This window comes from Proteiniborus sp. DW1 (assembly GCF_900095305.1).
Taxonomy (GTDB): Bacteria; Bacillota; Clostridia; order Tissierellales; family Proteiniboraceae; genus Proteiniborus.
This window is the reverse complement of record NZ_FMDO01000056.1, coordinates 26,000-40,414: the sequence shown is the minus strand read 5'-3', so window position 1 is coordinate 40,414 and position 14,415 is coordinate 26,000. Positions and strand designations below refer to the sequence as shown.

Annotated in this window: 14 protein-coding genes; 12 read left to right on the top strand and 2 right to left on the bottom strand. The window is 32.3% G+C overall.

Going from position 1 to position 14,415, the window contains the following annotated elements; genetic code table 11:
- The first annotated feature begins 36 nt into the window (after window positions 1–36).
- The 10 genes from DW1_RS15960 (at window position 37) to DW1_RS13605 (ending at window position 10,430) form a co-directional block, all read left to right on the top strand.
- A complete protein-coding gene (locus DW1_RS15960) occupies window positions 37–1,116 on the top strand; it encodes an MFS transporter (protein ID WP_347499853.1) in 1,080 nt (359 codons plus the stop codon).
- Window positions 1,117–1,279: 163 nt separating this feature from the next.
- Window positions 1,280–1,531: a FeoA family protein gene (locus DW1_RS13645; protein WP_083605683.1), complete on the top strand. Its 252-nt coding sequence runs from the start codon at window positions 1,280–1,282 to the stop codon at window positions 1,529–1,531.
- Between the two features lie 5 nt (window positions 1,532–1,536).
- Window positions 1,537–2,205: a FeoB small GTPase domain-containing protein gene (locus DW1_RS13640; protein ID WP_074351361.1), complete on the top strand. Its 669-nt coding sequence runs from the start codon at window positions 1,537–1,539 to the stop codon at window positions 2,203–2,205.
- A gap of 26 nt (window positions 2,206–2,231) precedes the next feature.
- On the top strand, window positions 2,232–3,326 hold the full coding sequence (locus DW1_RS13635; protein WP_074351359.1) for a nucleoside recognition domain-containing protein: 1,095 nt from the start codon (window positions 2,232–2,234) through the stop codon (window positions 3,324–3,326).
- A gap of 13 nt (window positions 3,327–3,339) precedes the next feature.
- Window positions 3,340–3,921: a class I SAM-dependent methyltransferase gene (locus tag DW1_RS13630; protein WP_074351357.1), complete on the top strand. Its 582-nt coding sequence runs from the start codon at window positions 3,340–3,342 to the stop codon at window positions 3,919–3,921.
- Entirely contained in the window at window positions 3,918–4,895 is a 978-nt protein-coding gene (locus tag DW1_RS13625; RefSeq protein WP_074351355.1) for a lysylphosphatidylglycerol synthase transmembrane domain-containing protein, read from the top strand. Before DW1_RS13630 ends, DW1_RS13625 begins: the two co-directional genes overlap by 4 nt.
- A 262-nt stretch (window positions 4,896–5,157) precedes the next feature.
- The gene (locus tag DW1_RS13620; RefSeq protein ID WP_074351438.1) at window positions 5,158–6,138 is read left to right on the top strand and encodes a D-alanyl-D-alanine carboxypeptidase family protein; all 981 of its coding nucleotides are present in this window, start codon (window positions 5,158–5,160) and stop codon (window positions 6,136–6,138) included.
- A 274-nt stretch (window positions 6,139–6,412) separates the two neighbouring features.
- On the top strand, window positions 6,413–6,868 hold the full coding sequence (locus DW1_RS13615) for a MarR family winged helix-turn-helix transcriptional regulator (RefSeq protein WP_074351353.1): 456 nt from the start codon (window positions 6,413–6,415) through the stop codon (window positions 6,866–6,868).
- 11 nt (window positions 6,869–6,879) lie between these two features.
- Window positions 6,880–8,604 (top strand): ABC transporter ATP-binding protein, encoded by a 1,725-nt coding sequence (locus DW1_RS13610; RefSeq protein WP_242942502.1) that lies wholly within the window; start codon window positions 6,880–6,882, stop codon window positions 8,602–8,604.
- On the top strand, window positions 8,601–10,430 hold the full coding sequence (locus tag DW1_RS13605) for an ABC transporter ATP-binding protein (protein ID WP_074351352.1): 1,830 nt from the start codon (window positions 8,601–8,603) through the stop codon (window positions 10,428–10,430). The genes DW1_RS13610 and DW1_RS13605 overlap by 4 nt, the downstream gene beginning before the upstream one ends.
- 121 nt (window positions 10,431–10,551) lie before the next feature.
- Here DW1_RS13605 and DW1_RS13600 read toward each other — a convergent pair whose 3' ends face one another.
- Window positions 10,552–11,112, bottom strand: coding sequence for a cupin domain-containing protein (locus DW1_RS13600; RefSeq protein ID WP_074351350.1), 561 nt, complete (start codon window positions 11,110–11,112; stop codon window positions 10,552–10,554).
- A gap of 165 nt (window positions 11,113–11,277) precedes the next feature.
- Here DW1_RS13600 and DW1_RS13595 point away from each other — a divergent pair, with 165 nt between their 5' ends.
- On the top strand, window positions 11,278–12,183 hold the full coding sequence (locus tag DW1_RS13595; RefSeq protein WP_074351349.1) for a DMT family transporter: 906 nt from the start codon (window positions 11,278–11,280) through the stop codon (window positions 12,181–12,183).
- Window positions 12,184–12,304: 121 nt separating this feature from the next.
- Here DW1_RS13595 and DW1_RS13590 read toward each other — a convergent pair whose 3' ends face one another.
- Window positions 12,305–13,474, bottom strand: a complete 1,170-nt coding sequence (locus DW1_RS13590) for an amino acid kinase family protein (protein WP_074351347.1) — start codon at window positions 13,472–13,474, stop codon at window positions 12,305–12,307.
- Window positions 13,475–13,807: 333 nt separating this feature from the next.
- On the opposite strand from DW1_RS13590, the gene DW1_RS13585 reads away from it, so the two are divergent.
- Window positions 13,808–14,200: a hypothetical protein gene (locus DW1_RS13585; protein ID WP_074351345.1), complete on the top strand. Its 393-nt coding sequence runs from the start codon at window positions 13,808–13,810 to the stop codon at window positions 14,198–14,200.
- The last annotated feature ends 215 nt before the right edge of the window (window positions 14,201–14,415 follow it).

Genomic DNA, 14,415 nt, shown 5'->3' with positions numbered 1-14,415 from the left:
GAAGATACTCAGACCATAGTAAATACTCTATCAGAAATGCTAAATAAGGATATATTATATTATGATCTTCATTTTCAAAAGGCATATTATTCAAAAAACCCAGTTGACATTTCTAAAGAGATAATGAGCTTAGAGCTTAAAGATATTTTAGAAACACATCTATATTATACAATTGGATTAAATAAAGAAATTTACGGATACATAATTTGCTTAAATAAAAAAGATACTGATTTTTCAAGTGATGATTATAATATTTTGACTCATGCAAATACAGCTCTTATCTTGGATGTTCAGAAAAAGATATCAAGTATGCAAATAGAAGACAGGCATAAAAATGAATTTGTACTAGACCTAATAATGAATAATATTAAATATGAAGAAGAGGTAAAAAATAGGTCAAACATATTTGGCTGGGATTTTACAAATGATATTTGTGTAATGGTTGTAGATATAGATAATTTCAAAGAGAAGTATTTGAAGCTTGAAAATAAAAACGTAAATGATAACCTTGAGGATATTAGAGAAAGAATTTTCAAATATACTACGTACATATTAAAAGCCTACTTCAATGATGCTATTTATGCAACATTCAGTGACAGTATAGTATTCCTTCTGCAGCCAGATATTAAGAATATAAAGATGTTAGGTGGCCAGTTACAGAAAACAGGAGATGAGATAAGGGATGCTATTTTGAAGAACTTTGAATTCACTGTAATGGTTGGAGTTATCACTGACGATCTCGTAAAAGCTTTTGGAATGAATGCAACTCAAATTGCAAACTTAGGTGCTATGTACTTTTATGCATATACTATAATGCAAATCCCATCAGGTATTCTAGCTGACTATTTAGGACCTAAGAAAACGGTTGTAACTGGCTGTATAGTCGCTTTTATTGGGTCAGGAATATTTTCATTTGCTGTTAATATACCAATGGCATATATAGGCAGACTTCTAGTTGGACTTGGGGTATCCGTTGTGTTTTTATGTTTACTAAAAATTCAATCTAAGAGGTATTGTAGTACTAATAGAATGGCAACAGAACTGAGCGGCATATCTGCAGAAGACAACCTCATGATTTTTATTTTTTGTGTGAATAGTTATATTCTATTAAGCTAATACATACAATGTAAAGATAATGAAAATTATTCTCAAAATATATTGACAATCAATTAACTTTGTGAAAAAATATATATGAATTAGCCATAGCTAACTTCACAATTAAAAATTATTTTTAGATTAACATATTATAGTAATTTAAAAGGATAAGGGGAGAGGTCAAGTGATAGGAAAGAGAAAAAATAAGAATTCTAAAAAATCAGCGGATAGCATTTATTATGCTAAAGATGATTTTCAATACGTTATCACAAGTGCACCAGAACTTGGTATTTTAAAAAGCTTAGGCATTGTGAAAAATGCAATTGTTCGTAAGAAGATGACCCATAGAATGGGAGGTCCTGTCCTACTTATGGTAGAATCTAGTGAAATTGCTGTTGGTAAAGACATAGCAGAAAAGATAATGGTAAGGGGATAGATAGTATGTCTAGCTGTCATGAAGTGAAGGAAGATGTAAAGGTTTATGAAAAGCCAAATAAAATTCTTTTAATGGGCAACCCAAATGTTGGCAAAAGCGTATTTTTTTCTAATTTGACTGGTGTTCATGTAGTTAGCTCTAATTTTGCAGGAACAACAGTAAGCTATACAGAGGGGACAATTAAACTAGGGAATGAAGTCTATACTCTAATTGATGTTCCTGGTACATATTCTATGGAGGCTACATCAGAAGCTGAAGCTGTTGCTGTACGCTTTATGAACAGTAATCCAGTAGCTGTTTTGTGTGTTCTTGATGCTACAAATTTGGAGAGAAATATAAAGTTAGGTCTTGAGCTTCAACAATATAATGTGCCTATTGTATATGCATTGAATTTAGTAGATGTTGCTAAGAGACATGGCTCAGAGATTAATGTGGCTTTGCTAGCACAAGAATTGGGTGCCCCTGTAATTCCTACAGTAGCTGTAAAGGGTGAAGGCCTTAAAGAATTAATAGAGGAATTGCAAAAAGTTTTAAGTCAAACTGAAAACAATCAAACTAAGAATACTTGTACTAATTGCTCATCTTGTCCAGGATGTAGCGGAAAAGAAATAGATGCTTGGGATAGGGCAAGAGAAATAACTGCACGAGTTAGAAAAAAACGGACGGCAAACTGAGTTTCCTAGATAGACTAGGTAATAATATGCTAAAGCCTTGGCCAGGAATTCCCATAGCCTTATTAGTAATTATACTATCTTTAGGTGCTATAGTAGGAGGCGGTAAAGCATTACGTGCAACCTTATTGTTGCCATTAGTAAATAAAGTATTAGTTCCATTTTTCAAAATGATATTTGCTTCAATAATACCAGAAGGTATTTTATTGAATGTTCTTATTGGTGAGTATGGTATTTTTGTAATAGGATTTGAATGGATTATTTCGCTGATTCTTCCATATGTGCTTTTATTTTATATTGTATTTTCATTTTTGGAAGACTCTGGTTTTTTACCTCGCTTAAGTGTATTATTTGATAGCATAATGCGCAAGATGGGAATACAAGGTGGTAGCATGATTACTATTTTGATGGGATATGGTTGTGCTGTACCAGCTATTATTGGCTCAAGAACGGCAACAACTAAAAAAGAGCGTTTAATTATAGCTACTTCTGTGTGTTTTGCTGTGCCATGTATTTCACAAACTGGTGCTCTCATTAGCTTATTTGCAGGATTTTCACCAATACTGTTAGTATTGATGATATTGTTATCCTTAGTTATTATGATAACAGTATCTTCTATTTTGGGACGAGTATTAAAAGGTAATGTAGATCCTATGGTTATTGAGATTCCTAATTTATTAATGCCTAATGGAAAAGCTTATTTAACAAAACTTAAGATACGTATGAAGCATTTCTTATTAGAAGCTGAGGTTCCAATGTTAATTTCAATTGTAATTGCAGCTGTGTTAAAAGAAACAGGCTTATTAGCATTTATTGCTGTATATCTAGAGCCTTTAGTAAGTGGCTGGCTTGGACTACCTAAGGAAGCAGTTATTGCATTGATATTAGGGGTTGTCCGTAGGGAGATGGCGGTTGCCCCATTATTAGCTATTGAAGGATTGACAGCATTACAAGCTTTTGTAGGTGGAACTGTAGCATTATTGTATCTACCATGCTTATCTGTATTTGGTATTCTTTCTAAAGAATTTAATGCTAAAGTTGCGGTTGCTATTGGTCTTTCCACTACTGTTAGTGCCTTTATAGTTGCTGGACTTATTAATCAAATTGCACATTTAATTATGTAAAGGGTGGTTTGATGTGGTTAAGAAGCTTATACCCAGAATAACCAAGATTCTAGAAGGATTAGCTGCAAGGAATGCCTCAATTTACCGGACTATATCATTATATTATAAAAATCTTGTAAGAGATGAGGTGGCTTTGGCTAATATTCAACCAACTGACAGGATACTCTGTATTGGAGGAGGTCAATGTCCTATAAGTGGAATTTTGATACATGAATACACTGGAGCTCATGTAACAATAATTGATAATGATATTTGCTGCGTATGCAGGTCAAAAGAATTAATAAAGAACTTAGGATATGCAGATTCCATAGAGGTTCTTCATAGCGATGGAAAGTATGTTTCACCAGAAGATTATAGCGTAATCCATATGGCAGTTCAAGTAAGCCCAATGGAGCAGGTTTTCTGCCACTTAAAGAAAGAGTGTCGCATGGGTGCAAAGATTTTAGTACGTTTACCAAAGAAAACATTGAGGAAATTTTATTCCCTTAGTGACTGTTCTATTCTTCAGAATTCCTGTGGAAAGGCTGTCCATAATTGGAGGAATATTGAAAGCACTGCATTGTTTATTAAATCTGGAGGGGAGTATATAACATGAAAAAAGTGGGGATAATACTGCTCTCCATTCTTTTATTAGTGATGTTCTGGAAGTTTGATATTAGTAGTTTTATTATAAGTGTTAAACATGTGTCTCCTTTAGCTTTTATAGCATTACTATTCTTACAAGTAATAAGCCAGCTACTAGTTAATTATCAATGGTGTAGAATTGGCAAGATTATGGGAGGAAGACATGATTTTTTTAAGATGTTATATGTCAATGCAAGAGGTATGATTATTGAGTGTGTTACCCCTGGTGTTAAAATTGGTGGAGAAGTGACACGAGCCTTACTATTAAAAAATGAGCTAAATTATACAGGACAAGAGGCAGCTACATTGGTAACCATTCAAAAAATGGTTAGTTTTTCAAGCTTTTTTTTAATAAACTTATTTGCCTTTGTACATATATCCGGTAAAGTCCAACTTTTGGAGACCATAGTTGTAAAAGTTATGGTCTACTTTTTTCTCATGGCTTTTATAGGCATATTAGTTTTGATTTTTACATGTACATCATGGCTAGAGAAAAGAATCATAAATAGGGTGCCTAAGCATAAGTGGACAAGCACTTTACAAGGATATATGATAACTTTATTATTCAATATTGAGCTTTTAAAAAATATTAAGGGAGAACTATATAAGCAATTCTTTTTGTCTTTAACCATTTGGATACTATTTCCTATTAAAATGATTTTATTGGTACATTTATTTACAACTAACTATGAACCAATTTTTTTGACAGAAGTTACTTTCATATCATATATGGTAGGAATGATACCATTACTTCCTGGTGGAATTGGTAGCTTTGAAGCGACTATGACAAGCTTATTGATAGTTATGGGTATTCAGTTAAATGAAGCCTTGGCTATAACAGTGCTTTTTCGCTTTATCACTTTTTGGTTTGTTATAATTATAAGTCTTCTATATACTGGTATATGGAAAGTAGGAGAAAGAAAAAGATTGAATCTACAAAAGTGAAGAATTTACTTAAATATAAATAAAATAAAATTAGCAACCAATTTGGATAATGATATGTTAATTGTCACATAAACAAATGATATTGACAGCACACCATTATCTAGGTTGGTTTTTATTTTGGCAAAACTCCAAACTCTTTTTCGTTAGAAAAAAGTAAGAAAGTTTTAATAAACTTGTAAGTTAGAATTCAAACATAAGTTCCTGATCTGTGGTTAAATAATATTATCACAGAATAAGGAGATGTTATATTATGTCACGAACTATGTCACGAAAATTAAAAAGGAAAAAGACAAGATTACGCAGTTTTATAACATTAACAATAGTGGTTGTCATTGCTATTTTTGTTTATAAATCTGTCATTTCTCCTGAAAACCAGCATAAGTCTGAGAATAAGCATGGTGATAATATAGTACAGATTCCTGTGCTAGACACAGAACCTGATATATCTGTTTCTATATCTTCAGATAATCTTTATAGTCCTAATGCAATTCTACTAAGTTTAAAAGATCAAACTATTCTGATGCAAAAAAATATTGAAGGGAGGGTTTATCCAGCTTCATTGACAAAAATGATGACAGCCATTATTGCAATAGAAAATTTGACTGATTTGAAGGAAGAGATCGAACTTACCGATTCTATGTTTCAGGGGCTCTACGAAGCTAATGCATCAATGGCAGGATTCCAGCCAGGTGAGAAAGTAAGAGCCATTGACCTAATATACGGAGCTTTGCTTCCTAGTGGCGCAGAATCTTGCATAGGGCTTGCACATCAAGTAGCTGGTTCTGAGCAAGCTTTTGTGAGAATGATGAATCAAAAAGCAGCAGAACTAGGTATGACCAATACTAATTTTAAAAATACGACTGGACTTCACGATAAAAATCACTATACAACAGTTGAAGATTTGGCTATTCTTCTAAGCTATGCATTGCAAAATGATACTTATCGTGATGTTTTTACGTCATCCCGTTATTCCACACAACCTACCAATAAACACCCTGACGGGATAACCTTTTATAGTACTATGTTTGAAAAACTCAAACTCAACGATCAAAGTATTGTGACTGGTGAAATTTTAGGGGGAAAAACAGGGTTTACAGATAAGGCTGGTCTATGTCTCGCCAGTCTTGCCAAAGTGGATAAAAAAGAATATATTCTGATTACAGTTGGTGCTAAAGGCAACCAATATACTGAACAGTATAATATTACTGATGCATTGAATGTATACAACAGCATAGGAAAATAATAAATTCTTTATATTCTTAATTGTAAGATAAGCTGGGGCTAACTTAATTTACAATAAAATAAACAGGGTTTCATTATGTAAGCCATTATATAAGAGAGTTGTAATTGCTGATACTAATAAAAGCATTATCAATTACTTCTTATAAAACTCTTCTTACAAAACCATTTTTTTATCCATAAAGAAGTTTTAAAACACTTATTGACAAGATATAAATAATAGTTTAGCATTAAAGTATTGTAGAAATAGTTTAGCATTAAAGTAATGGAGGTAAAATATGATTGAAACCGATGTAGCAATGCAATTACGAGAGACTTATCAAAAGATAACTCAGATACTGCAACATAAAGTTGATGAATATGGACTAACCTTTGGTCTTTTATTTTTAACTATGCTTATTGATAAGAAACCTGATGCAAGTCAAAAAGAATTAGCAAAAATAATGAGGTTTACTGAAGGGGCCATGAGTGGTGCAGTTAAAAGATTAATAAATCTTAAAATGATTGAACAAGTTCCTCTGGAATCAGATATGAGATATAACAGACTGGTTGTAACAGAATTAGGAAAGTCCATGATAGATGACTATAGGGATTATGTAGTTAAAATATATCAGGACATGTTTAAAGGCTTTAGCCAAGAAGAGTTGTCAAAGCTTAATGAAGTCTTAGCAAAGTTAAATCATAATTTAACAAATATGGATATTCATAATGACTTAGATGACATAATAGAGTAGGAGAGATATATTTGAAAAATTTATTGCCATTTATGAAAAAATATTTAGTCTTTGCAATTCTTAGCCCTATATTAATGATACTAGAAGTTTTAGCTGATATAATTATTCCTTATCTTATGTCACGAATAGTAGATGTTGGAATAGTAAATCAGGATATTCAGTATATAGTGAAAATAGGTATTATAATGATAATATCTGCGATACTTGCCATGACTTTTGGTGTACTTAGCTCTTTTGCTGGAGCTAGAGCAGGATATGGATTTGCTGCTGAAATCAGACAAGAGGCTTTTAAGAGAGTTCAAGGGTTTTCCTTTGCGAATCTTGATAAGTTCTCAGTATCTTCTCTTATAACAAGATTAACTAATGATTGTAATACTATAGGTCAGGTTACTATGATGAGTTTGCGTATGGCTGTAAGGGCTCCCTTTATGATGATATTTGCTCTTATTATGGCTAGAACAATAAATCCGTCATTGACAAGAGTATTTCTAGTGGCAATACCAATTACAGGTATAATTATTAGTATAATATTGTATAAAGCTAGACCGCTATTTCTAAAATTACAGACTAGTGTAGACAGAGTAAATAGTATCATACAAGAAAACTTAACTGGCATAAGAGTTGTAAAGTCTTTTAATAGACAAAAACATGAGGAAGAAAAATTTAAAGCTAGAAATGACTTTTTGAGAAATACAGCACTTCAAGCAATTTCACTAATCATTTTACTTATGCCTGCTTTAAATTTAATAATATATTCTACAATCATAGCAATACTATGGTTTGGTGGAAAGCAGGTGACTGTAGGAACAATGGGTGGTGGAGAGTTAATATCCTTCATAACATATATTACTCAAGTTCTGGTGTCACTTATGATGATTTCAATGTTTTTCATGCAATTATTAAGAGGCTCAGCTTCAGTAAGCAGAATTTCTGAGGTATTTAATACTGAATCAGAGATTAAGGAAATTGATCAGCCTGTGGAGAAATTAGAAGATGGTTCTATTAGTTTCCATAATGTTAGTTTCCGCTATCCAGGAAGCAAAGAAAATGTATTAAATCATATTAACTTTAGTGTAAAATCTGGTGAAATTCTTGGCGTTATTGGTTCTACTGGTTCTTCTAAATCTACATTAGTTCAGTTGATACCTAGGTTATATGATGTAACAGAAGGCTCAATTACTGTTGGAGGTATAGACGTTAGAAAATATGATATTAAAGCACTTCGTGATCAAGTAGCATTTGTTCTGCAGAAAAATACATTGTTCTCAGGCACCATTCGTGAAAATATGCAATGGGGAAGTGAAGATGCTACAGATGAGCAAATAATAAATGTACTTAAACAAGCACAGGCTTGGGAATTTGTTTCAAAGTATGAGGATGGCTTAGACCATAGAGTTGAACAGGGCGGCGACAACTTCTCTGGTGGTCAGAAGCAGAGACTTACCATTGCTAGGGCTTTGCTAAAGTCACCTAAGATTATAATACTTGACGACTCTACAAGTGCTGTAGATATGACTACAGATGCAAAAATTCAGCAGGCTTTTAGAGAAGAGTTAGGTCACGTAACTACAATTATAATTGCTCAAAGAATTTCTTCTATTCAACATGCTGACAGAATAATTGTAATGCATGAAGGGGAAATAGAATCATTCGGAGACCATAAAACTTTATTGAAAATATCACCTATCTATAGGGAGATATACGAATCACAGCAGAAAGGAGTGGTCGGAGAATGAAAAAACAAAACGGCCATCGACAGCTACGTCCCAATAATCCAATGAAGACTTTAGTTAGGCTATTTGGCTACTTTAAATATAACAAAGCAATATTTTTTGGAGGAATATTCTTTATTATTCTTGGTTCAATTGCAGAGATAGCAGCTAATGGTATGTTAAGCCCTATTATTGACACATTGGTTGAAGGAAATGATATGACTCTATTTGTAAGATATCTTATTATTATGGGCGGGATTGTTGTATTTATTGCCCTTGGTCAATATTTAGGAAACCTATACATGGTAAGACTATCACAAAGAACTGTTCATAAAATCCGTGAAGATATGTTTTCACATATGGAAAAGCTACCTATTTCATATTTTGATACCCATTCCCACGGGGAACTGATGTCTACATTTACTAATGATGTTGATATGCTAACCCAATCTCTGGAACAAGGTGTATCACAGATTTTAATATCAATAGTAACAGTAATAGGTACCTTTGCTATGATGCTGCTCCTTAGTCCAATACTTACAGTAGTAGTGATAGTTATGCTTATAGTTATGCTATATTCTATGAAATATGTTGGTAAAAAATCAGCTAAGAATTTCAGAATTCAACAGGCAGCTTTAGCAGATATGAATGGATATATAGAAGAGATGATGTCAGGCCAAAAGGTAGTTAAAGTTTTTAATTACGAAAATCGAGCTATAGAAAATTTTAAAGGAAGAAATGAGGACCTACGTATAGCTAGTACTCAGGCATCTACTTATGGTTCTATGATAATGCCTATTATGGGGAACTTATCCTATGTACTTTATGCTTTAGTATCCATGGTGGGAGCTTTACTAGTAATAACGAAAAGAATGAGTATAGGTAATATAGCATCATTCTTACAATATACAAGAACAATCTCAAGACCAATGACACAAGTATCTAATCAATTAAATACTCTTTTTGCAGCCTTAGCAGGTGCTGAAAGAATATTTAATGTACTAGATGAAGGTGTGGAAGTTGACAAAGGAGATGTTGTGCTTGTAAAGGATGAAAAAGAAAATAAGATGTTTTGGAGAGTTCCAAAGGAAAACGGTGAATACGAGGAAGTACCGCTTAGAGGATTTATTAGCTTTAAAGATGTAGACTTCGGCTATTTACCAGAAAAAACAGTTTTAAAGAACATTAGCCTTTATGCAAAGCCTGGACAAAAAATTGCACTTGTAGGCTCCACTGGTGCAGGTAAAACTACTATTACAAATTTAATTAATAGATTTTATGAGATAAATGATGGAACTATACTTTACGACGGAATAGATATAAAACGTATTAAGAAGTATGATTTGAGAAGTACAATGAGTGTAGTACTTCAGGATGTTCATCTATTTGAAGGAACTATTGCAGATAATATTAGATATGGTAGACTTGATGCTACTGACGAGGAAATAAAAGAAGCAGCTAAGCTTGCTAATGCCCATTACTTTATAAAAAATCTGCCACAAGGCTATGACACAATGCTTACAGTAGATGGTCAAAACTTATCTCAAGGAGAACGTCAGCTACTTTCTATAGCCAGAGCAGCAGTTGCTAATCCAGCTATACTCATACTTGATGAGGCAACATCTTCTATAGATACAAGAACAGAGAAACTAATCTCAGAAGGTATGGATAAATTAATGGAGGGGAGAACTACTTTTGTCATTGCACACAGACTATCTACAGTACGTGATTCTAATGCTATAATGGTGTTAGAGCATGGAGAAATTATAGAACGTGGTAGTCATGACGAGTTAATGAAGCAAAAGGGACGCTACTATGCATTAAATACTGGAGTAGTAGAATTAGAATAAAGGGCACAGTTATTCAAGATATATATTTTGATATACTAGTAAAGGGTTGAAAAAGCCTTCTATAAAAACTAGCTGTATAGAAGGCTAATCAAAAGAATTCATAAAAGGTATTATTGTAGCATTAATGGTTATGGTCCTCCTCAGCATCCTTTTTAGTCTCATGGATTGTTCCATGTGGATGCTCTGGTGGTGCATAAATTGAATATAGTTTTATTGGTTTACGACCAGTATTGATTAGATTGTGCCATTTGCCAGCAGGTATTATGATTACGAAATCATCATAAACCCTTGCTTGAAAGTCTAAGTTGTCTCTTCTATCACCCATTCTAACAATACCCTCACCCTCTTCAATGCGTATAAATTGATCAACGTTAGGATGCATTTCTAAACCTATGTCCTCTCCAACACCAATACTCATTAAGGTTAACTGTAAATGCTTACCTGTCCATAATGCTAGACGGAAATTAGTATTTTGTTCAGTAGCTTCTTCAATATTTACTACAAAAGGCTCTGGGCCATAATCTCTCAAGTTTATAATGTGATTCCAGAGGTTAGGGTTATACACGGGGAAGTATGACCAGTTAGGGTATGGATATATGCCGTAAGGATTATATATATTAGAAGCATACATTTGTGTACTATTGTAATAAGGGCATGGATAGGGACTATAATAATTGTTCATATTGCTCCCACCTTTCTTGGTTATATTTTATCTTATGCTGAATTTTAGGAGATGTGCTTTAATAGGATATGTATTTCATGGTAATAATTCTTTTTTTGTTGACAATGTGCAAGAATGCCTCTAAAATAATATTGCTAAACCTAAATTTATAACAAGGAGGAAATTATGATTTTTTCATGGTACATAGCCGCAGTATTTACAATACTTTTTTGGGGAACAGCTGATCTTTTTTATAAAAAGGGTACTGACCCTAAGGATAGATACAGTCATCTAAGGATAGTCATTATGGTTGGTTTGGTTATGGGAATACAAGCTGTATTTGAACTAAACAAGATGGATTGGCAGTTTGATGTATTTAACATTATAAAATATCTGCCCGTTTCTTCCATGTATATATTATCAATGGCTTTAGGATATGTGGGACTCAGATATCTTGAGGTTTCCATTAACTCACCTGTAAGTAATACTTCAGGAGCCATAGCAGGAATACTCGCCTTTATAGTTTTAGGCAAAACAATGAATGCAATGCAGCTTGTTGGAGTGTCAATGATAACGCTTGGTCTTATTGCAATTTCTATTATTCAAAGAAAGTTAGCTGAGGAAGAAGCGAAGCAGAATAAAATATTTATAGATAGGAAATACAAATTAGGTGCAGTAGCACTTATATTCCCCATACTCTATGCAGTAATAGATGCACTAGGAACCTTTTTAGATGATGTTTACCTTAGTAATCTTATGAGTCCAGAAGAAGCTCTAATCTCATATGAATTAACATTTCTTATCTGTGGAATTCTAGCTCTAATTTATATTGTGGCTATTAAAAAACAAAAATTTGAGATTTTTAAAGAAAAGGATAAGGCATTGGCTGCAATATTTGAAACAGCAGGACAGTTTTTCTATGTTTATGCACTAGATACAAACTCAGTTGTGGTAGCACCAATGATTGCGTCTTATAGTATAGTTTCGGTTATATTAGGAAGGATTTTCCTTAAGGAGAAGTTAACATTTAAGCAATATGCAGTAATTGCTGTTGTTATGATAGGTATATTTATACTTGGGATGTTTGAATAGAAAAAAATAGGATTATTGGTATTGTCATTCACAGATTGATTTCATACCAATAATCCTATTTTTATTTATATATTAGATTAAGTGATGAACCCTTAATAGGAGGACAACTATAATAAACTAATTATATATTAGATAAATGTGAACTATAGCCATTATAAATCTTGTAAAGAACTTCAGCAAATACACTTATATCATTATTGTGTACAAATAGTGTTACATTATCATCAAACCAGAAAATGTCTAATGGAGATAATTTAACTTCTGAAAAACTATTTTCTAAGTCAGTTTTAATAGTATCTCTAAGTCTAGAGTTGTAAAGCATCATTATCTTAGTGACAGGATATTTGTATATGGTAGCCATACTCTCTTCAATATTTTTTATGAAATTATTATTACTATAATATAAGCTTATAAAATCTTCTTTATCTTTGTGCAATATTGAAGTATTGTTAGGGAAAGTTATATTATTTTCCTGTGTTTTTTCTATTTTACTATATGTATAGTCTTTGTCTATTGAAATCCCTATTATGCTTTCGTTTTGATTTTCATAATTAAAGATAAGTGTTCCTGAATTTTCACAAAAGGTAGAGCGTACACAAATAGGTATATTAAACTTTTCAGCTGTAGACACTGCCCTTGGATGAATGACTTTTGTACCATTACAAGCCAGCTTATACATATTTGAATAAGAAATTTTTTTCTGATAACTTGTATATGAAATTATATGAGGATCTATTACTGCTACACCGGGAACATCAGTAAATATATCAACTATCTTAGCATTCAAATACCCACCTAATGCAACAGCTGTAATATCACTTCCGCCTCGACCTAAGGTAGTTATTTCCATGTCTTCTGTTATACCTTGAAAGCCAGCTACAACAACTACTTTTCCATCATCTAGGCAACGTGTTATTTTGGATGTATCAATGTGTAAAATATCACTATCATTAAAAGTTTTATTAGTATAAATCCCTGCTTGAAAGCCTGTAAGGGCTTCTGCTGGTATGCCATTAACATCAAACAGATGTGCAATGACAGCACTAGATATAATTTCTCCACAGGACATTATAAGGTCTTTTTTCTTTGGATCCATAGCTTCACTAATATTAGCTAAGAGACTAATCAATGAGTCAGTAGCATAAGGCTCGCCTGCTCTACCCATAGCTGAAACAACAACAATGATTTGATAACCATTATTTTTATACTTTTTTACATGATTAAGTAGAGCAGCTCTTGATTTTTCATCCCTTAATGAGGTTCCGCCGAATTTAAGAACAATCTTTTCCATATTACCATCCTATACTAATTTTATTTTTTATTAAAACTCTATTTTCATCTTCACAAATAACATTAGTAGACAAAGGTTCTCACTTGCTTATCTACTAACTATTATTTTTTAGAGTGTTTTATTAAATTAATTACTATCATTATATTAAACCCACCGTATAATGTTCTAAAAACACTTAGATAATATATAGGCAATCTAATGGCTATATTATCGAAAATATGACTTTTGTTAAGTTGCAAGCAAATTGACAAAGTATGTGATAAAATATAACATAATAATTAGTATTTTAATATATAAGACATTTATAATAGACTTATAGGAGGAGTAAATGGAATGAATTGGCTTCAAAGAATGATGATAGGTCGATATGGCGTAGATCAGCTATCAAAAGCTATGTTAATACTGACATTGATACTGTTAATAATAAGTTCAATTACAGGTTTAGATATTATCAATGTACTTGGAATTTTAGTCTTAGCCCTATCGTACATGAGAATTTTGTCAAGAAATATTGATAAAAGGTATCAAGAAAACATGAGATTTTTACAATGGTTAAGTCCTATAAGAGCAAGGATAAATACGCTTTTAAAACGTTTTAAGGAACATAAGACACATCGTTTTTATAGGTGTCCTCAATGTAATCAACAGCTTAGAGTTCCTAAAGGGAAAGGCAAGATTAGAATAACCTGTCCCAAATGTAAAAGTTCAATTATAAAAAGAACTTAATATAAATAGCGAATTCTTAAGCCAAAACTAAATGAGGATTTCTCAGTATATAATTTATAAATTATAAATAATTTATAGTTTTTTCACAATTAGTTCACAATTTTATTGTAGAATAGATAAGGCAAGACTTTTTAATGTTTTTATGATATAAAATAAGTATATTATATGGATGGGAAATTTAATAATTTGTATTGTAAAAATTCCTTTCTGTAAAT

Coding starts and splice junctions, on each gene's coding strand:
- DW1_RS15960 (WP_347499853.1), top strand. CDS start 37: ATGCTAAATAAGGATATATTATATTATGATCTTCATTTTCAAAAGGCA.
- DW1_RS13605 (WP_074351352.1), top strand. CDS start 8,601: ATGAAAAAACAAAACGGCCATCGACAGCTACGTCCCAATAATCCAATG.
- DW1_RS13635 (WP_074351359.1), top strand. CDS start 2,232: ATGCTAAAGCCTTGGCCAGGAATTCCCATAGCCTTATTAGTAATTATA.
- DW1_RS13640 (WP_074351361.1), top strand. CDS start 1,537: ATGTCTAGCTGTCATGAAGTGAAGGAAGATGTAAAGGTTTATGAAAAG.
- DW1_RS13600 (WP_074351350.1), bottom strand. CDS start 11,112: ATGAACAATTATTATAGTCCCTATCCATGCCCTTATTACAATAGTACA.
- DW1_RS13585 (WP_074351345.1), top strand. CDS start 13,808: ATGAATTGGCTTCAAAGAATGATGATAGGTCGATATGGCGTAGATCAG.
- DW1_RS13595 (WP_074351349.1), top strand. CDS start 11,278: ATGATTTTTTCATGGTACATAGCCGCAGTATTTACAATACTTTTTTGG.
- DW1_RS13620 (WP_074351438.1), top strand. CDS start 5,158: ATGTCACGAAAATTAAAAAGGAAAAAGACAAGATTACGCAGTTTTATA.
- DW1_RS13625 (WP_074351355.1), top strand. CDS start 3,918: ATGAAAAAAGTGGGGATAATACTGCTCTCCATTCTTTTATTAGTGATG.
- DW1_RS13615 (WP_074351353.1), top strand. CDS start 6,413: ATGATTGAAACCGATGTAGCAATGCAATTACGAGAGACTTATCAAAAG.
- DW1_RS13590 (WP_074351347.1), bottom strand. CDS start 13,474: ATGGAAAAGATTGTTCTTAAATTCGGCGGAACCTCATTAAGGGATGAA.